We start from the raw sequence: 17,297 nt of genomic DNA, 5'->3' as shown, positions 1-17,297 counted from the left end.
ATCATGATTAATCGGGAGGAAACAACAGAAACCTTCATCAAGGACGTCACCTGCCAGCATCAAGGGAGCGAATACGTACTCAATTGGCATTGGGCACAGGATATTCCGTGTGTGTACGTGCACAAGTCGCAGTTTGGCGCCCCTTTTGACGTAAACGAGCTGGATGATCGTCAGTTCAAGCTGTATACCCGAGAGGAATACAAAGTCCACAAAGGCCTGCGGGAAAAAACAGACGGCATCGGCCGGTACACATACCGCATCTTTCCTTGCCGATTGGAAAATGGCAAGCCGATTCTGCTCCTGCCAGACGGGGATGCCCATGTCATCCACGTCAGCACAGGAAAGGCCAAAATCTACTATTCGTTCAAACGAGGTGGAAGCTGGTTTAGCAAGCATCAATCGTTGCAGATTCGCATTTTTTCAGAGATTCCGATCGCGCGGGACGTACTCTGCTACGTCAAAAAAGAAGGCTCTCCTCCCGCCCACAAGGATGATGGTACCCGATACAATTTCATTCGCGATCTCGAGCCCGGTGTCAATCTGATGCCGGAAATCGAGGTCAGGAAAAAAGACGTCGTCCGCCTGTTTTTTACGGACGGGAAAAAATACGGAGAAATGTACGAACTGATTCCTGAATAGGAGGGGACGCGCCATGCTGTCGTTTTTGAAAAACATGTTTGAAAAGAAGCCGCAGGTCAAGGAACGGCTTCCTTTTTACGATATTGTCTGCCCGTACTGCTTCGCCAAATACGGCCCGGACCAAGTTGTCTTCCGTGCCACACATCATCGCCAGGACGACGAAGACTACGCGTTGCAGGAGGATGAGATTCTTAATGCATACCGGGATAAATTCGGACTGGATGCCATCGATGAGCTGGAAGCGGTGATCGATCCGGAATCCATCCCGTCGGAAAACCATTTGTATGTTGATAACGTTCTGGCAGGTGTGACCGACCGATATGGTATGGTTTCCAAGCGCAGACTGTGCCCGAAATGCCACAACGAGCTGCCGATTACAGCGGGTAAAGCGCCGAGCAACATTATTTCGATTGTCGGGGCGTCTCAAGTCGGGAAGTCCGTTTACATGACCTCATTGATCCATACCTTGCAGAACACGACAGCGAATCACTTCGATGCAGCGTGTATGCCGCTCAATGCGCAGATTAGCCGCAAGTTCCGGGAGAACTATGAGGCACCCTTGTTTGAACGCGGACAGTTGCTCGATTCCACGCAAAAAGAAAAGCGTCAGGAGCCGTTTATCTTCCAGTTCATTTTCAAGGATAGCGACAAGGCGCCATTGATCCTGGTGTTTTTCGACGTAGCAGGCGAGGGAATGGTCGACCGCGAGTATTTGGAGCTGTACGCGGCGCATGTGAAAAACTCGTCTGGCATCCTGTTCCTGGTCGATCCGTTGCAAATCAAGACAATTCGTGATCGGGTCATGCTGCAAGCAGGGGATGAGCCAGGGGAATTCACTGCCAGGTACGACGAGCCGCGTGAGGTCGTCATTACGCTGTTTGAGAACTTCATTGGTTACCAGGAGCAGAGCAAGACCCATATTCCGACTGCTGTCGTGTTGACGAAGAGCGACATGCTGCATCTGATCAAGGAAGACGACGGCGAATACATCAAGTCCAACAGCAACGTTTTCCGTAATTTCGTCCATGAACAATATTTAAATACGACTGAATTCGAGAACATCGATGGGGAAATTCGCCGATTCATCGAAAAGGTGGATAGACCGTTTAAAGACGCGTTGGATGTTTACTTTACGAATACGGCCTATTTCGCTGTATCTGCGCTGGGGAGCAATCCCGTCAATCAAAGGGTGAGTGGTGTCGTGACGCCGATTCGCGTCGATGAACCGTTTATTTGGTTGATGCACCAGCTTGATTACATCGAGGGGAGGGAGCGGTAGTGAGCAACCGTCAGCCCATTTTGCAGCAGTACTACACCCGCGGGCGACAAGGGGTTTTCCGTTCGAACGAAGGATACGATACTGTCGCCAAAACGCCAGGGCTGGATAACCAATTCATCAAAAAGGCGCTCCATCCGTTTTGCGTGTACGACGCGCCGCGACAGCTTCAAGAGCGGGCGGAAAGCAATCTCGCGCTCTTTCCGGAGGCGCTCGTCAGCTTCCAGGCCGAATCAGGAGAGTTGGTTCTCGGCAGAAGCGTATTTGTCGGAGCGGACTTTACTGGGCAGCGCAATACGTTTTTCAGCCACAACTATGTCATTCCGGTTGAGCGTCGGGATGAGTTTATCAAGAACCCGGGCAAAATCTTCGGAGTGCGCACTTTTGCAGATCGCCACGACGATGCAGCGGGCAAGGAGCTTCCTGCCATCGATGACATCCCTTCAGAAAAAGGCTTGTCGCAAGACCGAAAACAGTTGCTTGGGCAATTGGGCGTCGATGAGCGTTTATTCAAACAGCTTCTCTTTGCGGTGATGTCTTCGCTCGCAGTGAAAAAGAAGGTGTTCATCAGCCTGGATGTGGATATTAGTGCTTCATCCAAGAGTGCTGCTCAATTGTTGGAGATTTTGTACAGTTGTCTGCCTTATGAGATGCGCAGACATTTTGGTTTTCTCACTTTTAGCAACGAGCCGCAAAGCAAGAAGCATATTCACGTCACGTTCGTGGAAAAAGGAAGCATACGCCCAGGCGGGGGGCACAGCGACAAAGACTTTTTGTTCGACTTCTCCCTGGGTCGCGTTCAGAACGTCGATTTGCAGGACGGAGGACACGAATACCTCGACTTTGCCTGGGAGTATGTGAATGAGCCACGGATTCTGGATGCGTTTCACGAATTTTGTGAGGAAGTGCTGGCTGGAGCAGATCATACACTGGCCTTGAACCTTCGCACGTACTACGAGCTGTGCGCACTGTATTTGATTGAAAAGGGACGAACGTCCGTATATGAGAGCAAACGGGCGGGCGTTTGGCAGGCGTTGAACAGCTATCTGGGACACAGCAGCTTGACCCGCAAGAAACGGCTGATCGAGCTCCAGGAAATGCTGATGCGGATTGAAGTAGAGGCGCTTTCGTCCAAACAGTTGCCTGACGGCGAGACGATCAAGCAAATGATTGAATCCTACCGTGTCACCAGGCAGGAACACCTGCAAATGGATTTGATCCGCTTCTTGATGGACGTGTTGATGAAGGCCAAGACCGCAAGACAGAGCAGCTATGTGGCAGAGGTGTACAAGCATTTGTCCAGCAATCGGGAGCTGTTTGGCTTTTTGATGCGGACGATTTTCGGCTATCCACAGTTGGTGAAGCCGCTCTTTGAGGATTATATGACCGAGCGGGTAGCCGCCGTGACCAGTTTGGACCAGATGCTAAAGGAAATCCGGTTTTGGACGGAAACAGAACCACAAGCTATGCGCAATGTTGTTTTTGTTTCTACCACGACGGAGAAAGTTCTGCGTCTATTTACGCGTGAACGTCAAAAGCTCGCTGCCGCCATTACCATCCACCAGTTCTTTGAAAACATCGATGGGGCACGCAGCTATGCCGATGAGCTGTTGGACGAGCTGGACAAGTCCTTGATGAAGCTCGTTGCGCTGGACACGCTATCCAAGGATGATTTCCAAGTTCTCATCGCCCTCTTGGAGGAGAAGCCACAGAGCTTTTTCGGAACACTGGATATGGAGAGTCGCCACAAGCAAGAAATGCTCATGAATCTGGCGAAGCTGCACGAAGAGAGAAGCACGCCACACCCCGCAGAGTTTTTCCGAAAATGGGATCGGGAAGCGATTTCCGTGCAGCAAAGAATGATCCAGAATATGTTGAGTAAACCGCTCCATGCTGACGAGTTCCCGCAGGTGCCGCTGGTCTTTTACCGGGAAGATCATTTTGGCCAGGAAGGCTTTCAGTTTGCAGAATTGCTGGAGTATGTTCAGCAAAATGGTGGGGAAGCCGTTACACTGTCCTTTATCCAATGGACGATGAGTCAGCGGATGTTTTTCGAAGGAAAGTATTTGCTGCCTGCATACAGACAAGCATTGAAGACCTTTTTCCTTGAGGAGAAAGGCAAGAGATTGCGGGATAAAGAATGGCGAAAACGGTGGTATGCGATCCGAAATGCTGATTTCCGCAAGCTTTTGGACGAGGTACGCAGCGAGACGGCCAATCCGCTCGTGAAGCTGTTTCGGCACAAAGCTACGGTGATATCCAGCGTAGTTGTCTTGCTAGGTGCCGGAGCATGGGGAGGCTATATGGTTTGGGGAGATACGAGTACGCATGTACAGCCACCTGAAAAGCAGCCTGAGCCGATCCGCCCACCGGCTGTGTTCGTACCGGTTTATCGGTTGATGGTGGACGAGCCTGACATCCAACCTGTCCGTGGCGTTCTTGGGGAGCAAAGCCAAGATGCATCAACGGGTGGGCAGCCTGTTCAGACAACGACACCCTAAGATAATAGAATGCCAACGCGGTCTGCTCGGGAAGGAGCGACCGCGTATTTCGGGGGTCTTTTTTGTACAAGAAGATGCCTCGAAAACATATTGACAAATATTTTTATTTGTGTTATAATTTAATATTTTTATGTTGAAAAAACTCCTCGCTCCGTGATAAAAAGTAGTTGTACGATGAAATGGTGTGAGGAGGAATAGCGTATGAAAGCTAACATAGGTCTGAAAATGATTCCGTTGCAAGGAGAGGCATTTGGCAAGCCGATGGTGATCAATCCCACCTTGCTTTGGGATGATAAACGAGCGGTATTAGTAGATACAGGAATGCCTGGTTCCTGGGAGACCATTCGTCAGGAGATGAGCCGTGCTGGTATCCCACCTGAACGTTTGCAGGTTATCATTTTGACACATCAAGACCTTGATCATATCGGCAGTCTTCCAGAAATCGTTCGTGAGCTTGGCGGACAGGTTGAAATATATGCGCATGAGCTAGATCAGCCGTACATTGAAGGCACACGCCCTCTCCTCAAAGCGAACCCCCAAAGCATGGCCCCTTTACTTGCGATGTTGCCTGAAAAGGAACGCGAGCACTTGCAACGGCTTTGCGAAAATCCGCCAAAGGCAATGGTGCACAAGACACTGGCAGACGCAGAGATTCTGCCGTATTGTGGGGGAATTCGCATTATTCATACTCCCGGACATACGCCGGGGCATATCAGCCTTTATGTAGAAGATAGCAAGACCTTGATAGCAGGCGATGCTATGGTGTACATGAACGAAGCACTACGAGGACCGATTCCGCAAAACACTCTCGATATGGAAATAGCAGTAAACTCATTAAAAAAATTCGAGAACTTGGAAATTAATAGTATTATTTGTTATCATGGAGGCATGTGCCAAAACAACGTGCAAGAGCAGCTTGATGCTCTGATACGGTGAAGTGGTTACCTGATCTTACACGTTAAAACAACGAATCCAGGTTGGAATATATGGATATAAGAAGCGTGGAGGACACCAAGCTGGAGTAATCCCAATGGTGTCTTTCCCATTTTATCCTTGCAACGTCTTTTGCGCTGTTTGCTCGATTTCGGAATGGGAGACTGGTGCAGTGGGAGTGGCTTTGTAGTATTTTTCCAACGATTTATCTGAGCCTGTCCAACGAGCCAGTGCAGCGAACACAGCGAACATGCCTTTTTGCAGGAAGCGCGGAATGATTGGGAGATAAAACTGCCCCATCTGAAAGATCGTTCCCAAGAGGAGAATATTTTTCGGGATATTTTGCTTGATAATCGGCAAATAAAAGCTGCGCCCGTCTGTATCGAGCCCGTATCCACAGCGGACAAACGCTTCAAAAGTACCTGCCGGTCGGATTTCGACATCGAAGCTGACGAATTCGTTAGAGGGGTTGTGGAACCCATGAACCTTGTCTGTTGGTATGTTCAGCTTCTCTCCCGGCTTCAGGATTACTTTTTTTCCATCAATGGTTACCTCTAAATTTCCAATTACACCTTCAAAGGTTTCGACAAGTTTTGTATGATAGTGTAGAAAAATCCCGTTATCCGGTGGAAGATCGGTACGGAATAACAAATATTCGCCATTCGTTTCTTCCGTTGTCTTTAAAAAGGTGACCACTTCATTATTGTGCGGGTTACTTACACTACGACTTAGATTTGACAAAACTATACCTCCCTGAAAAATAGTAAAAAGAGATTATATTAAGACAGAATATAGATTAAATATAGATTATTTGTTCCGGGGCAACAATTAAAAAGATAGGATGTTCTACCTAAAGATGGAGTGGATAGTATGAGCGGCATGATCGTGGTTCCAGGGTATAGGGTGGCAGAGTTGATTTCCACTCATTCAAAATTGGGAATTTATCGGGGTTATAGAAATAACGACAATCTCCCTGTCTTATTCAAAGTACCGATGGAAGGACCTTCCCATAAGGAATCTCTGTGGAAACTGAAGCATGAATATCGCATTCTTCAATCACTGGAATCCAATGCAGTGGAAACGATCATCGAACTCGTTAATCACAACCGTGAGACCGTAATGATCACGGAAGATTTCGGGGGAGTGCCGCTCTCCTTGCTTATGAAAATGAAAGGACTGTCACTGAAGGAGATGCTCTTCATTGCAGCCCGCATGGCTTCCTGCTTGAAGGAAATCCATCAGCACGGAATCATTCATAAGGATGTAAATCCCGATCATATCCTGGTTCATCCTGAAACCTATGAGGTAAAGCTTGTTAGCTTTGGGTTGGCGACGAAATGCCACCAAGAATACCAAAGTGTGATGAATCCAAAAGAATGGAAGGGGAATCTTCGCTACGTCTCGCCGGAGCAGACGGGGAGAATGAATCGCACCGTCGATTACCGCTCTGATATTTATTCTTTTGGTGTCACGCTCTACGAGTTATTGACTGGAAAGCTGCCCTTTTTAACTTCGGACATGCTTGAACTCATACATGCTCATATGGCGAGAAAGCCGCTCGCTCCCTCCAGTGTAAAACCATCTGTTCCAGAAATTCTATCGGACATTGTGATGAAGTGTCTGTCAAAAAATACAGAGGATCGCTACTTTAGCATGTCTGGCTTGCTGGCAGACCTACAGCGTTGCTATGACCAGCTTGAACAAAACGGTTTGATTACGCCTTTTCCGCTTGCTTTAGAAGACCGTGCCGATCACTTGCGGATTCCAGAGAGACTGTATGGACGTGAGCAGGAAATCCAGATGCTCCTCGATGCATTTGAGCAAGTCACGAACGGCGCTACGAGGATAGTTCTCCTCAGTGGCTCTGCTGGCGTGGGTAAATCTGCACTCGTGCTGGAAGCGCAAAAAGCGTTTTTGAGAGGCCGGGGACGTTTTGTTTCAGGAAAGTTCGATCATTATAATCAGGCCGTTCCGTATTCGGCCATCATTCAAATCTTTCAGGATTTGATCAAGCAGCTCTTGGCAGGCCATGAACGCGAGCTGCTCGCTTGGCGAGAGATGATACTCGACGCCATGCAAGGACTTGGTCAAGTGATCGTGGATGTCATTCCACAGCTTGAGACAGTGATTGGCAAACAGCCAGCCGTACCTGAGCTGCCGGCAGCAGAAGCAAAAAATCGCTTTCAATGGGTGATGCAACGCTTTATTCGGATTTGGGCGCGACCAGACCATCCACTGGTCTTGTTCCTGGATGATTTGCAGTGGGCGGATTCTTCTTCGCTTTTCCTGATCCGAGAGTTGGTTGCGGATATGCAGATTAGTCATTTTCTGTTGATTTGCGCTTATCGTGAGCACGATGGCGGTACGATGAATCCGTTGATTGCCATTTTGACAGAGACAGGCATCAAGAGCCGCATCTTGCGCCAATTTACGTTACTGCCGCTTCGAGACCCCGAATTCAATGCGATGCTGGCGGATGCGTTGCATAGTGATCCGGAGATGACGAAGCCGCTGGTTACGATTATTATGCAGAAAACAGCCGGGAATCCGTTTTATGTAAGAGAATTCATTAAAACGCTGTATGATCGGAACTTGCTGTGGTATGAGAGAGAAGAACAGAACTGGCAATGGGATTTGGCCGAAATCGAGAAGCTGGGTACTACGGAAAATGTGGCCGATTTTCTCGTAGAAAAAATGAGAAGACTGCCTGATTCCACTCAGAAGCAGCTAGGTTATGCGGCTTGTCTGGGTAACTCGTTTTTGCTTCATTTGATAGCCAAGTCACGAAATCAAACGGAGTCAGAAGCCATCCAGCATATACGGCCTGCGATTGAGGAAGGTCTCATCTATCCGATTGAAGGAGCGGAATATCTGACTTACGTTGCACTCGTGGAAGAAGAAGTGGCGTCTCAGATGAGGATTCGTTTCCGTTTTGTGCATGATCGCATTCAACAGGCCGCCTATTCGTTGTTAGCAGAGGAAGAACGAGGACAGATTCACGTCAAGCTGGGCAGGATGATGTGGGAAATGTCCCAAGGGAGCGAATCTGGCTTCTTGTTCGAAATTTGCGATCATATGTATCGGGGCAAAGAGATACTGGAGGATCAGGCGGAGCGCATTCATGTAGCGCATTGTCATTTGCTCGCAGGTCAAAAAGCGAAATCCTCTGCGGCATTTGAATCCGCCTTGCAGTACTTCCAACGTGGTCTCGAGCTGGTCGGAGAAGAGGGCTGGCAGCACAATCATGATCTGACCATGGAGCTGTGTGCGTTGTCTGCGGAGACGACGTACCTCTGTAACCAATTGGATGAGGCAAAACAATTGTTTGAACGCGGGATGCAGCATGCCAAAACAGACAGAGAACGCGTTCGCATTTTGGAAATGGAAATTCGCATGTATACACGACTGGCTGAATTTCCGCGTGTCATGGAGATCGCAAGCGAAGCCTTGGGGTTATTGGGCGTACCGATTCCCAAAAAGCCTGGCAAGCTCGATATCATTAAGGAAATGTTTCACATCAAACGCCGCCTCAAAGGCCGGAAAATAGATGAGCTGCTGTATTTGCCGGATGTTCCGGATGAAAATTATCAGATGGCGATGAGCATCATCAGCTACGCCGGGCCATCAGCTTACTATGTCAATCTCAATTGGTTTGCTTTAACGATATTGCGTGCCCTTCATCTGTCACTCGTGCACGGAAACGCGGTCGCCTCGGCAAACGGTTATACCGGTTACGGGATCGTACAAGCTGCTCAATTCGGAAATTATCGAGAGGCTTACGAATTTGGGCAATTGGCTTGCCGTGTAGCAGACAGCTTCGCCGATCCGATCGCCATGACGAAGGCGTATGGCGCGTTTGCCCTACTGATCAATCACTGGTGCGAGCATGCACGAACGAATATCCCTCTCCTGAAAAAAGCGATTCAGCTCGGCTTGGACGGTGGCGGCAACATTTATGCTGCTTACAATGCCCATGGGCTTTTGGAGGCCATGCTCTACTGCGGTGTGCCAGTGGAAGAATTGGAGCAGCAAATCGAGGAATACAGTGATATGATTCAACAAATCAAGGTCGTTGATCACGATGATCGGCTTCTGTTATTGCGCCAGGCGCTGCATACCTTTACACGGTGGTCCGACGATGAACGAACGGCGTTTTGCCATGATGGTTTTGACGAAACGACATATGTAAGCCACCTGAAAAAAGAAGGAAACAGCTACAAGCGGTACATGTACCACTACTATAAATCGATGGTTCATCTCATGTACGGGAACCACCTGGAGGCTGCCGAGCTGCTGGCTGAAGCGGAGCAATGGATGGATTCAGTCAGCGGACAAGTTCTTGTCAGCCAACAAGTTTTTATGCAAACACTGGCATTAACAGGGCTCTATGAGAACGCCAACCGTCAGGAAAAATCGAAGTATGGGAAAAAAATCAAAGCAAATATCAAGAAGATGAAGACGTGGGCAAACGAATGCCCGGAAAATTTTCAGCACAAGTGGTTGCTGATGTATGCTGAGTGGCTGCGTGTCACTGAGAAAAAACAAGAAGCAGGTCCTTATTATGAACAGGCGGTTCAACTCGCCAAAAAGGATGTTTTCTTGCAAAACGAGGCTATGGCAAATGAATTGGCTGCCCAGCATTACTTGGCACTCGGACTCGAAACGATTGCGAAAGTATACATGACAGAGGCACACGAGGTTTACATGCTTTGGGGAGCGGTCGCCAAGGCACGAGAGATTGGGGAACGGTACCCTTATCTTTTGCAACGGGTAAGAAGCATGGGAGCTTCCGCCGAGATTGCCACGACTGACCAGACAGCAGACCTCGTCGATTTAATGAGTGTCATCAAGGCGTCGCAAACGATTGCCAGCGAGCTCCGCCTGGAAATGCTGTTGGCGACGATGCTGCGCACGGTGATGAGCAATGCAGGTGCGGAGAAAGGAATCCTCCTGCTGAAAAAAGATGGTGACTGGCTCATCGAAGCGGCAGGCTCTGTCGATTTGGACGTGGAGATCATGCAGTCTGTCCCGTATGAGCATAGCGGGATGCTCTCTGTCGCCGTCGTGAATTACACCATTCGCACAGAAGAGATGCTGGTACTCCACAATGCTTCGGTTGAAGGTGTCTTTTTCCGCGATACGTACATCGCGAAGCACAAGCCGAAATCGATTCTATGCTCCCCGCTATGGCAGCAAGGCAAAATGATCGGTGTCATTTATTTGGAGAACAACGAGACGACACATGTGTTCAACGAAAAACGATCAGAGCCGCTCAGACTGATCTTCTCGCAAATTGCGATCTTTATTGAAAATGCGAGACTGTACCATCAATTGGAGCAATGGAATCAATCCTTGGAAAAGATTGTGACAGAGCGTACCAATGAGATTCAGGCACTTTTACAGGCGAATAAAAATCTGTTAAACAATGCGGGACAAGGCTTCCTTTCTTTTTCCAAAAACCTGCTGGTCCATTCCGAATACAGTCGGGAATGTCTACGGATTTTTGGCAGAGAACTGGCTGGCGTATCGGTCGCAGAGCTGTTATATCCAGATCGCCCAGAGGACCGCGTGTTTATTGAATCTCTTTTGGAAAAGTACTTTGAAGCAAAAGACCAAGGGCAAAAAGAGTTGTATCTCAGTCTGTTTCCTACAGAAATCCAGATTAATCAAATGCCGTTGAAGCTAGCGTGTAAGCCGATTTATGAAGATCGGCGAGATTCGCCAGAGGGCTTGATGCTGATCCTGACTGATATGAGTGAGCAACGGGCGCTCAAATCAAAGATGGAGCGAGAATGGCAAAGGTTGAATATGGTCGTAACGGTAGCGATTAGTCTCCCGCTCTTCCAAAAGGTACTGCGGGCTTTTGACGCTTTCTTTGAGGATGGGTGGAAGCGGGTCCTGAAAGAAGAGATGGCGGATTCCGAGAAACTATTCAAATTGGTCGCTCAGATTCATCAGTTTAAAGGTGACTTCAGTCAATTACACTTGATTCATACACCGCAAAAGCTGCATGATTTGGAGTCGTGGTTGATTCAATGGGCAAAGTCCGAAGAACACCTGTCCGCCGAGGATGTGCGTGCCCAGCAGTCATTTGCAGAGGTTAGAGCTGCGATGCAACAAGATTTGTCGATCATGCAGCACAAGCTCGGGGTCGGGTTCCTCGATCAAAACGAGCATGTGTACACCATTGCAAAAGAGCGGTGGGAAAGCTTCGAGCATGAGATCACCAGTCTGTTACAGGGGGAAGCTCAGCAGGAGCTGCTCCAACGCATTCGCAAGCTTCGCTATCGTCCGATGAAGGACATGTTGTCCCGGTATGAAGACTATGTAAGTGAGCTCGCCATCCGTCTGAATAAGACGATCGATCCGGTCGAGTGGGATGCTGAAGAAGTACTGGTCGATCCGGAGCGATTCGAGAATTTTGCGAGGAGCCTGGTTCACGTATTCAACAATGCGATCGATCATGGAATGGAAGAAGAGCAAGAACGATTGGCATGCGGAAAAGAACGCAGCGGCAAGATTCAATGCCGCCTTTGGCAAGAGGATACTTCCTTGTGCGTCACGATTCGTGATGATGGGCGGGGCGGAGATATGGAAAAGCTAAAGTTGGCATTGGCAGAGCATGTCACGGTACAAGAAAACGCAAGTCTCGTATCGGGCAGAGGAATTGGCCTGTCCATTGTCAAACAAGAGGTTGAACAGTTGGGCGGCACTCTTCAGGTTCATACCGAAGAAGGCGAGGGCACCTGCTTTACCTTCCGAATCCCGTTGGAAGACATTCGCTAGACCATTGAAAAAACTGAGGCGACAGTGCCTCAGTTTTTTGTTTGATCGACTAAAGAGAATTCGTAATGGAAGCCAAAAGTCGTTCTTCATCGATCGGTTTTAGAATGTAATGGCGCGCTCCAGCGTTGATTGCTTCAAAAACGAGCGGCTTTAATCCGTTGGTGCTGACCATAATGATGTTGGCGTCGGGGAAGGTGCCGATGATTTTTTTGACGGTATCTATGCCATTCATGCCAGGCATATTGATATCCATCGTCACCACGTCGGGGAGGTGGGCCGCATACTTTTGATAGGCGTCCAATCCATTCGTTGCTTCTGCAATGACTTGATGGCCCGCCCGTTCCAAAATGATTTTCATGTAATCTCGTACTACAAGGGAGTCGTCTGCTATCAGTATACGAGCCATAAAACCTCCTGTTTCGAAACGGTTCGTTATTCTTAGTAAGTAGTCTACTTTTACCATAACACTGATAGGAAAAATGTAGCAATCATTTGATCATAAAAAGTACAGTCGAACATACGAAAAAACAAACGAATGCCAGCTCGTAATTGAGTGATATAGGGAGGCTAGCTTACTCACCACTCACCAAGAAAAAGTCTTTCCTGGAGGACATCACGGTGAATAGCAGCGATTCGGCCTCGACCTAACTGAAGCCATCCGGCTTTCTCAAACTCCTTGAGTGATCGACTGATTACTTCTCTGACCGTCCCGAGTTCAATAGCAATCGCTTCATGGGTGATGGTTAGGTGATTGCGAGAATCTGTAGTACGTTGGAGCAATAATTCGGCGATGCGCGCGTTGATCGGTTTAAACGCGATATCCTCGACCAGAGACGTGACGGAGACCATTCGGTTGATCATGTTCCGGTAAATAAACTGACGCAAGTCCTTATAGCGATCCATCCATTCTTTGAAGACATCTACAGGCAAAAGCAGCAGCTCGGTTTCCTCTTCTAGCTGTGCGGACGCTTCATAGCCCGTCTCACCTAAAATACTTGCCATCATGAGGACGCAGACTCCCCCGCGTTGTACCCGATATAGCGTAACCTCACGTCCAGACTCGCTGATGATATAGATGCGGACCTTGCCTGACAATACAAAGGCGGCGTGGGCAAACAGATGTCCCTGCTGCATCGTAAGCTGGGGAGAAAAGCGTTCCACTGTTATGTCAGGATGGCGCCATGCGGCTTCCGGAACAAGGGAAAAGCACGGAAAAGCATCCGTCACAAATTGGATTCGATTCAAGTCCATTGTTTTACCCTCCGAGGCAACTCAATTGGGGAAATATTCCTACTAGTAGTGTAGGGAAAAGAAGCGATCTCTACAATGGAATATCCGTCTACAGACTGACGAGAGAACAACTCTGTAGCCTGATTTCTCTTCTACGCTGTTTTGCTACGATACATATAGAACTTATTTTGTAAAAATAACCAGTATCGAGGGGAACCAGATGAAACAAATGAAACAGTGGATAGGAGTAGGGTTAATTGCTGTGGGAATCGGCTTGGCCGGATGCACGATCAGCGATAACGTGATTAAGATCGAAGAAGAAAAGAGACAGCTTGAATTACCTGCGGAGTCCATCGAGGCGTTGAATATTGCAACGGATTCAGGCGATTTGATCGTCAAAGGTGATGAAAAAGCAACCGCGATTCATGTGGAGGCTGATATCAAAACGAAAAATGTCAAACCCGAAGAAATCATCATTACACTTGAGAAGGATGGAAATACGGCAACTCTACGATCCGAAGTGAACACAGATATCGGTTTAAATTATGTGGATATGACGCTAACGGTAATCGTTCCTGCCCAGATGCCGATAGCCCTTACCGATGGATCTGGGGATATTGACATGACCAATCTAACGGGAAAGCTCACGATTGAGGATGACTCCGGTGATATTGAATTAACGAATACAACCGGAGAGGTAGAGATTCGTGATCAGTCCGGAGACATCAAGATCAAGGACGCGTCGGCCCTCAAACTGATCGAAGACGATTCAGGTGATATCGTCATGGAAAATACAGGTGGAAACGTAGCGATTCACGATCAATCCGGTGATATGTATATCAGGAAGCATAAGGGTGATATTACGATATCGGACCAAAGCGGCAATATTGTCATTGATACAGTCGAAGGAAATGTGCTGATTGAGAATGACGGGAGCGGAGATCGATTCGTTCAAAACGTAACAGGCTCGTACACATCCAAATAATCAGGACCGTCAGGGGTTTTACCCTGGCGGTTTTCTTGTTCTTGTCGGTATTTTGACAGGTTGAGGAAAAAATTAGCCGACTAATGAAAAAAAGCTTTCCCTTCCGATAAAGAAGTGCTAATATAACAAAGGTAGTTCTAATTGAGAATGAATCTCTTTATTAATGATCATGAGAATTATTCTCTTTCGTAAATGCTCGAGTCAATACGGAACATTACTCCATGAAAACGTAAGAAGAGTAGGGACGCGATGAAAAAGAGATATTTGGTTGTAGCACTTATTTTGCTATCGTTCGTTTCACTTTTTATTGGTGTGATAAATATATCTCCAAGGGACCTGTTCAATCTCACGGATGACAAGGTACAAGTCATGTTGATCAGCCGGATTCCGCGACTCATCAGTATCATTATCGCGGGGATGAGCATGAGTATCGTTGGCCTGATCATGCAGCAGTTGACGCGGAACAAGTTCGTTTCGCCAACGACAGCGGGGACAGAGGATTCCGTTCGATTCGGAATTTTGATTTCCCTTTTGGTATTCGTCGATGCTGGTCCTTGGGTCAAGCTGCTCGTCGCTTTTGCTTTCGCCTTGCTTGGAACGTTTATCTTTATGAAGATTCTCGACAAAATCAAGTTCAAGGACTCCATTTTCATTCCGCTAGTGGGCTTGATGTTTGGAAATATCGTCGGTTCGATCACGACGTTTTTCGCTTATAAGCACGACCTGATGCAAAATATGTCTGCCTGGCTGCATGGAGATTTCTCCACGATTATGAAAGGCAACTACGAGCTGTTGTACATAAGCATTCCGCTGGTGATTATCGCCTACTTGTATGCGAACAAGTTCACGATTGCAGGAATGGGTGAAGAGTTCGCCATTAACCTCGGGCTGAACTACAAGCAGGTCGTCAATATCGGTCTGATCATCGTCGCGAGTGTTACTTCGGTTGTTATTCTCACGGTAGGGGCGATCCCGTTTTTGGGACTGATCATTCCCAATCTGGTTACGCTGTACCTGGGGGATAACCTGAAGAAAAGCTTGGGTCATACCGCTTTGCTTGGTGCGGTTTTTGTACTGGCTTGTGATATCCTGGGACGCCTTATCATCTATCCATACGAGATTTCCATCGGCTTGATGGTTGGGGTCATAGGCAGCGCGATCTTCGTGTACTTACTCATGAGAAGAAAGGCATATGAACAATGAAAGCTAAGATAGGTGCCCTGTCGATTGTGGCCATTGCTTTAATAGCCATATTCATGACAATTAACGCCGGCGGCAACTGGGACTATATCCTTCCTCGGCGGGCGAAGGAAATTCTCGCCATTATTTTAACCGGATGCATCATCGCCTTTTCCACGATGGTCTTCCAGACAATTACGAACAACCGAATCTTGACGCCTAGCATCATCGGCCTCGATTCGCTCTATATGTTCATCCAGACGTTTGTGATCTTTGTTTTTGGTTCCACACACTTCACCCTGATGAACAACAATGTTAACTTTCTTATCTCGACGGGAATCATGGTGCTCTTTGCGGGCTTGCTCTACAAATTTCTGTTTAGAAGAGAAGGGCAAAACATTTACTTCCTGTTATTAATCGGATTGATTCTGGGGACGTTGTTCAGCAGCTTGTCCACGTTTATGCAGGTGTTAATCGATCCGAACGAGTTTTTGATTGTACAAGACAAGATGTTCGCCAGCTTCAATAATGTAAAAACGGATTTGTTGATTACAAGCTATGTGTTGGTCATCGTGATTGCGATTTACTTCTGGCGTTACATCAAGTATCTGGATGTATTATCGCTCGGCCGGGATCAGGCGATCAATCTGGGGATTCCCTATGATTTTGTCATCAAGCGATTCCTCATCGTGATTGCGATTCTCGTCTCCATTGCGACAGCTTTGGTCGGACCGATTACCTTCCTCGGACTGTTGGTTGCGAATCTCGCCCATCAGTTTATGAAAACCTATCAGCATAAATACTTGCTGGCAGGCTCGGCATTAATCAGTGTGATTGCTTTAGTTGGCGGTTTGTTGATTGTGAAGCACGTATTCACGTTTTCTACAACACTCAGTGTCATTGTCAACTTTATTGGTGGGGTTTACTTCATCTATCTTCTGTTAAAGGAGAATAAAGCGTGATAGAAGTCCGGAATGTCTCAAAACAGTATGGTAGCAAAAATGTCGTGGAAGACGTCTCTGTGAAAATTGCCAAGGGAAAAATCACGTCCTTTATCGGACCCAATGGGGCCGGAAAGAGCACCCTGCTGTCCATGATTAGTCGTCTTTTGAAAAAGGACCAAGGTGAGGTTTTCATTGAGGGTCAGGAGATTGGCCAGGTAAAGAGCAGTGAGCTTGCCAAGAAAATATCGATTCTCAAGCAATCAAACCACATTACGGTACGGTTGACGATTCGCGAGCTGGTCAGCTTTGGTCGCTTCCCGTATTCACAGGGGAATTTGACAAAAGAGGATTGGAAGCATGTGGATGATGCCATCCGTTATTTGGAACTTACGGACATTCAGCACAAGTATCTCGACCAGTTGAGTGGTGGTCAACGCCAGCGTGCGTACATCGCCATGGTCGTCGCTCAAAATACAGACTATGTCCTTCTGGATGAGCCGCTCAACAATTTGGATATGAAGCATTCCGTCCAGATTATGAAGGTACTGCGACGACTGGTAGACGAAATGGGTAAAACGGTTGTCATCGTTATTCATGACATCAACTTTGCCTCTGTCTATTCGGACTATATTGTTGCTCTCAAGGACGGCAAGGTCGTAAAAGAAGGGACCACAGACGAGATCATTACGCGACCTACGCTAAAAGATGTCTATGACATGGATATCCAGATTGAAGACATTGACGAGAACAAAATATGCGTCTATTTCGCGTAAGAACCATCTTCCTATCGTTAAAATTTTGATGGCCTGCAAGGGGGGTTCATC

At 47.7% G+C, this 17,297-nt stretch carries 12 protein-coding genes; 9 read left to right on the top strand and 3 right to left on the bottom strand.

Translation table 11 applies throughout. The features are described 5' to 3' along the window. The first annotated feature begins 3 nt into the window (after positions 1–3). From ASG16_RS04985 to ASG16_RS04970, 4 genes are all read left to right on the top strand, one after another. The gene (locus ASG16_RS04985; RefSeq protein ID WP_048035302.1) at positions 4–639 is read left to right on the top strand and encodes a hypothetical protein; all 636 of its coding nucleotides are present in this window, start codon (positions 4–6) and stop codon (positions 637–639) included. A 13-nt stretch (positions 640–652) separates the two neighbouring features. Continuing rightward, on the top strand, positions 653–1,918 hold the full coding sequence (locus ASG16_RS04980; RefSeq protein WP_048035301.1) for a TRAFAC clade GTPase domain-containing protein: 1,266 nt from the start codon (positions 653–655) through the stop codon (positions 1,916–1,918). Continuing rightward, entirely contained in the window at positions 1,918–4,416 is a 2,499-nt protein-coding gene (locus ASG16_RS04975; RefSeq protein ID WP_056489107.1) for a GAP1-N2 domain-containing protein, read from the top strand. The genes ASG16_RS04980 and ASG16_RS04975 overlap by 1 nt, the downstream gene beginning before the upstream one ends. Positions 4,417–4,617: 201 nt before the next feature. Continuing rightward, a complete protein-coding gene (locus ASG16_RS04970; protein WP_056489109.1) occupies positions 4,618–5,352 on the top strand; it encodes an MBL fold metallo-hydrolase in 735 nt (244 codons plus the stop codon). Between the two features lie 111 nt (positions 5,353–5,463). Here the strand turns inward: ASG16_RS04970 and ASG16_RS04965 are convergent, their stop codons facing one another. Next, positions 5,464–6,090 (bottom strand): cupin domain-containing protein, encoded by a 627-nt coding sequence (locus ASG16_RS04965; RefSeq protein WP_056489111.1) that lies wholly within the window; start codon positions 6,088–6,090, stop codon positions 5,464–5,466. A 129-nt stretch (positions 6,091–6,219) separates the two neighbouring features. Between ASG16_RS04965 and ASG16_RS04960 the strand changes: the two genes are divergently transcribed. After that, entirely contained in the window at positions 6,220–12,135 is a 5,916-nt protein-coding gene (locus ASG16_RS04960; protein WP_056489113.1) for an AAA family ATPase, read from the top strand. Between the two features lie 49 nt (positions 12,136–12,184). On the opposite strand, the gene ASG16_RS04955 is transcribed toward ASG16_RS04960, so the two are convergent. Both ASG16_RS04955 and ASG16_RS04950 read right to left on the bottom strand, forming a co-directional pair. After that, positions 12,185–12,541, bottom strand: a complete 357-nt coding sequence (locus ASG16_RS04955; protein WP_007724662.1) for a response regulator — start codon at positions 12,539–12,541, stop codon at positions 12,185–12,187. Positions 12,542–12,711: 170 nt separating this feature from the next. Further along, positions 12,712–13,386 (bottom strand): Crp/Fnr family transcriptional regulator, encoded by a 675-nt coding sequence (locus tag ASG16_RS04950; RefSeq protein ID WP_056489115.1) that lies wholly within the window; start codon positions 13,384–13,386, stop codon positions 12,712–12,714. A 199-nt stretch (positions 13,387–13,585) separates the two neighbouring features. Here ASG16_RS04950 and ASG16_RS04945 point away from each other — a divergent pair, with 199 nt between their 5' ends. The 4 genes from ASG16_RS04945 to ASG16_RS04930 all read left to right on the top strand — a co-directional run bounded on the left by ASG16_RS04945 (position 13,586) and on the right by ASG16_RS04930 (position 17,246). Next, complete coding sequence (locus ASG16_RS04945; RefSeq protein WP_056489117.1) at positions 13,586–14,350, top strand: DUF4097 family beta strand repeat-containing protein; 765 nt, start codon at positions 13,586–13,588, stop codon at positions 14,348–14,350. Positions 14,351–14,599: 249 nt separating this feature from the next. Then, positions 14,600–15,553 carry an ABC transporter permease gene (locus ASG16_RS04940; RefSeq protein ID WP_048035294.1) on the top strand — a complete coding sequence of 318 codons (954 nt, stop codon included), beginning with the start codon at positions 14,600–14,602 and terminating at the stop codon, positions 15,551–15,553. Next, the gene (locus ASG16_RS04935; protein WP_056489118.1) at positions 15,550–16,491 is read left to right on the top strand and encodes an iron chelate uptake ABC transporter family permease subunit; all 942 of its coding nucleotides are present in this window, start codon (positions 15,550–15,552) and stop codon (positions 16,489–16,491) included. The genes ASG16_RS04940 and ASG16_RS04935 overlap by 4 nt, the downstream gene beginning before the upstream one ends. After that, positions 16,488–17,246, top strand: a complete 759-nt coding sequence (locus ASG16_RS04930) for an iron ABC transporter ATP-binding protein (RefSeq protein ID WP_056489120.1) — start codon at positions 16,488–16,490, stop codon at positions 17,244–17,246. Before ASG16_RS04935 ends, ASG16_RS04930 begins: the two co-directional genes overlap by 4 nt. Positions 17,247–17,297 lie beyond the last annotated feature (51 nt).

Origin of the sequence: Brevibacillus sp. Leaf182 (assembly GCF_001423865.2) — a bacterium.
GTDB classification, from domain to species: Bacteria; Bacillota; Bacilli; order Brevibacillales; family Brevibacillaceae; genus Brevibacillus; species Brevibacillus brevis_C.
The sequence above is the reverse complement of the archived record's forward strand: the minus strand, read 5'-3'. Positions and strand labels throughout refer to the sequence as shown.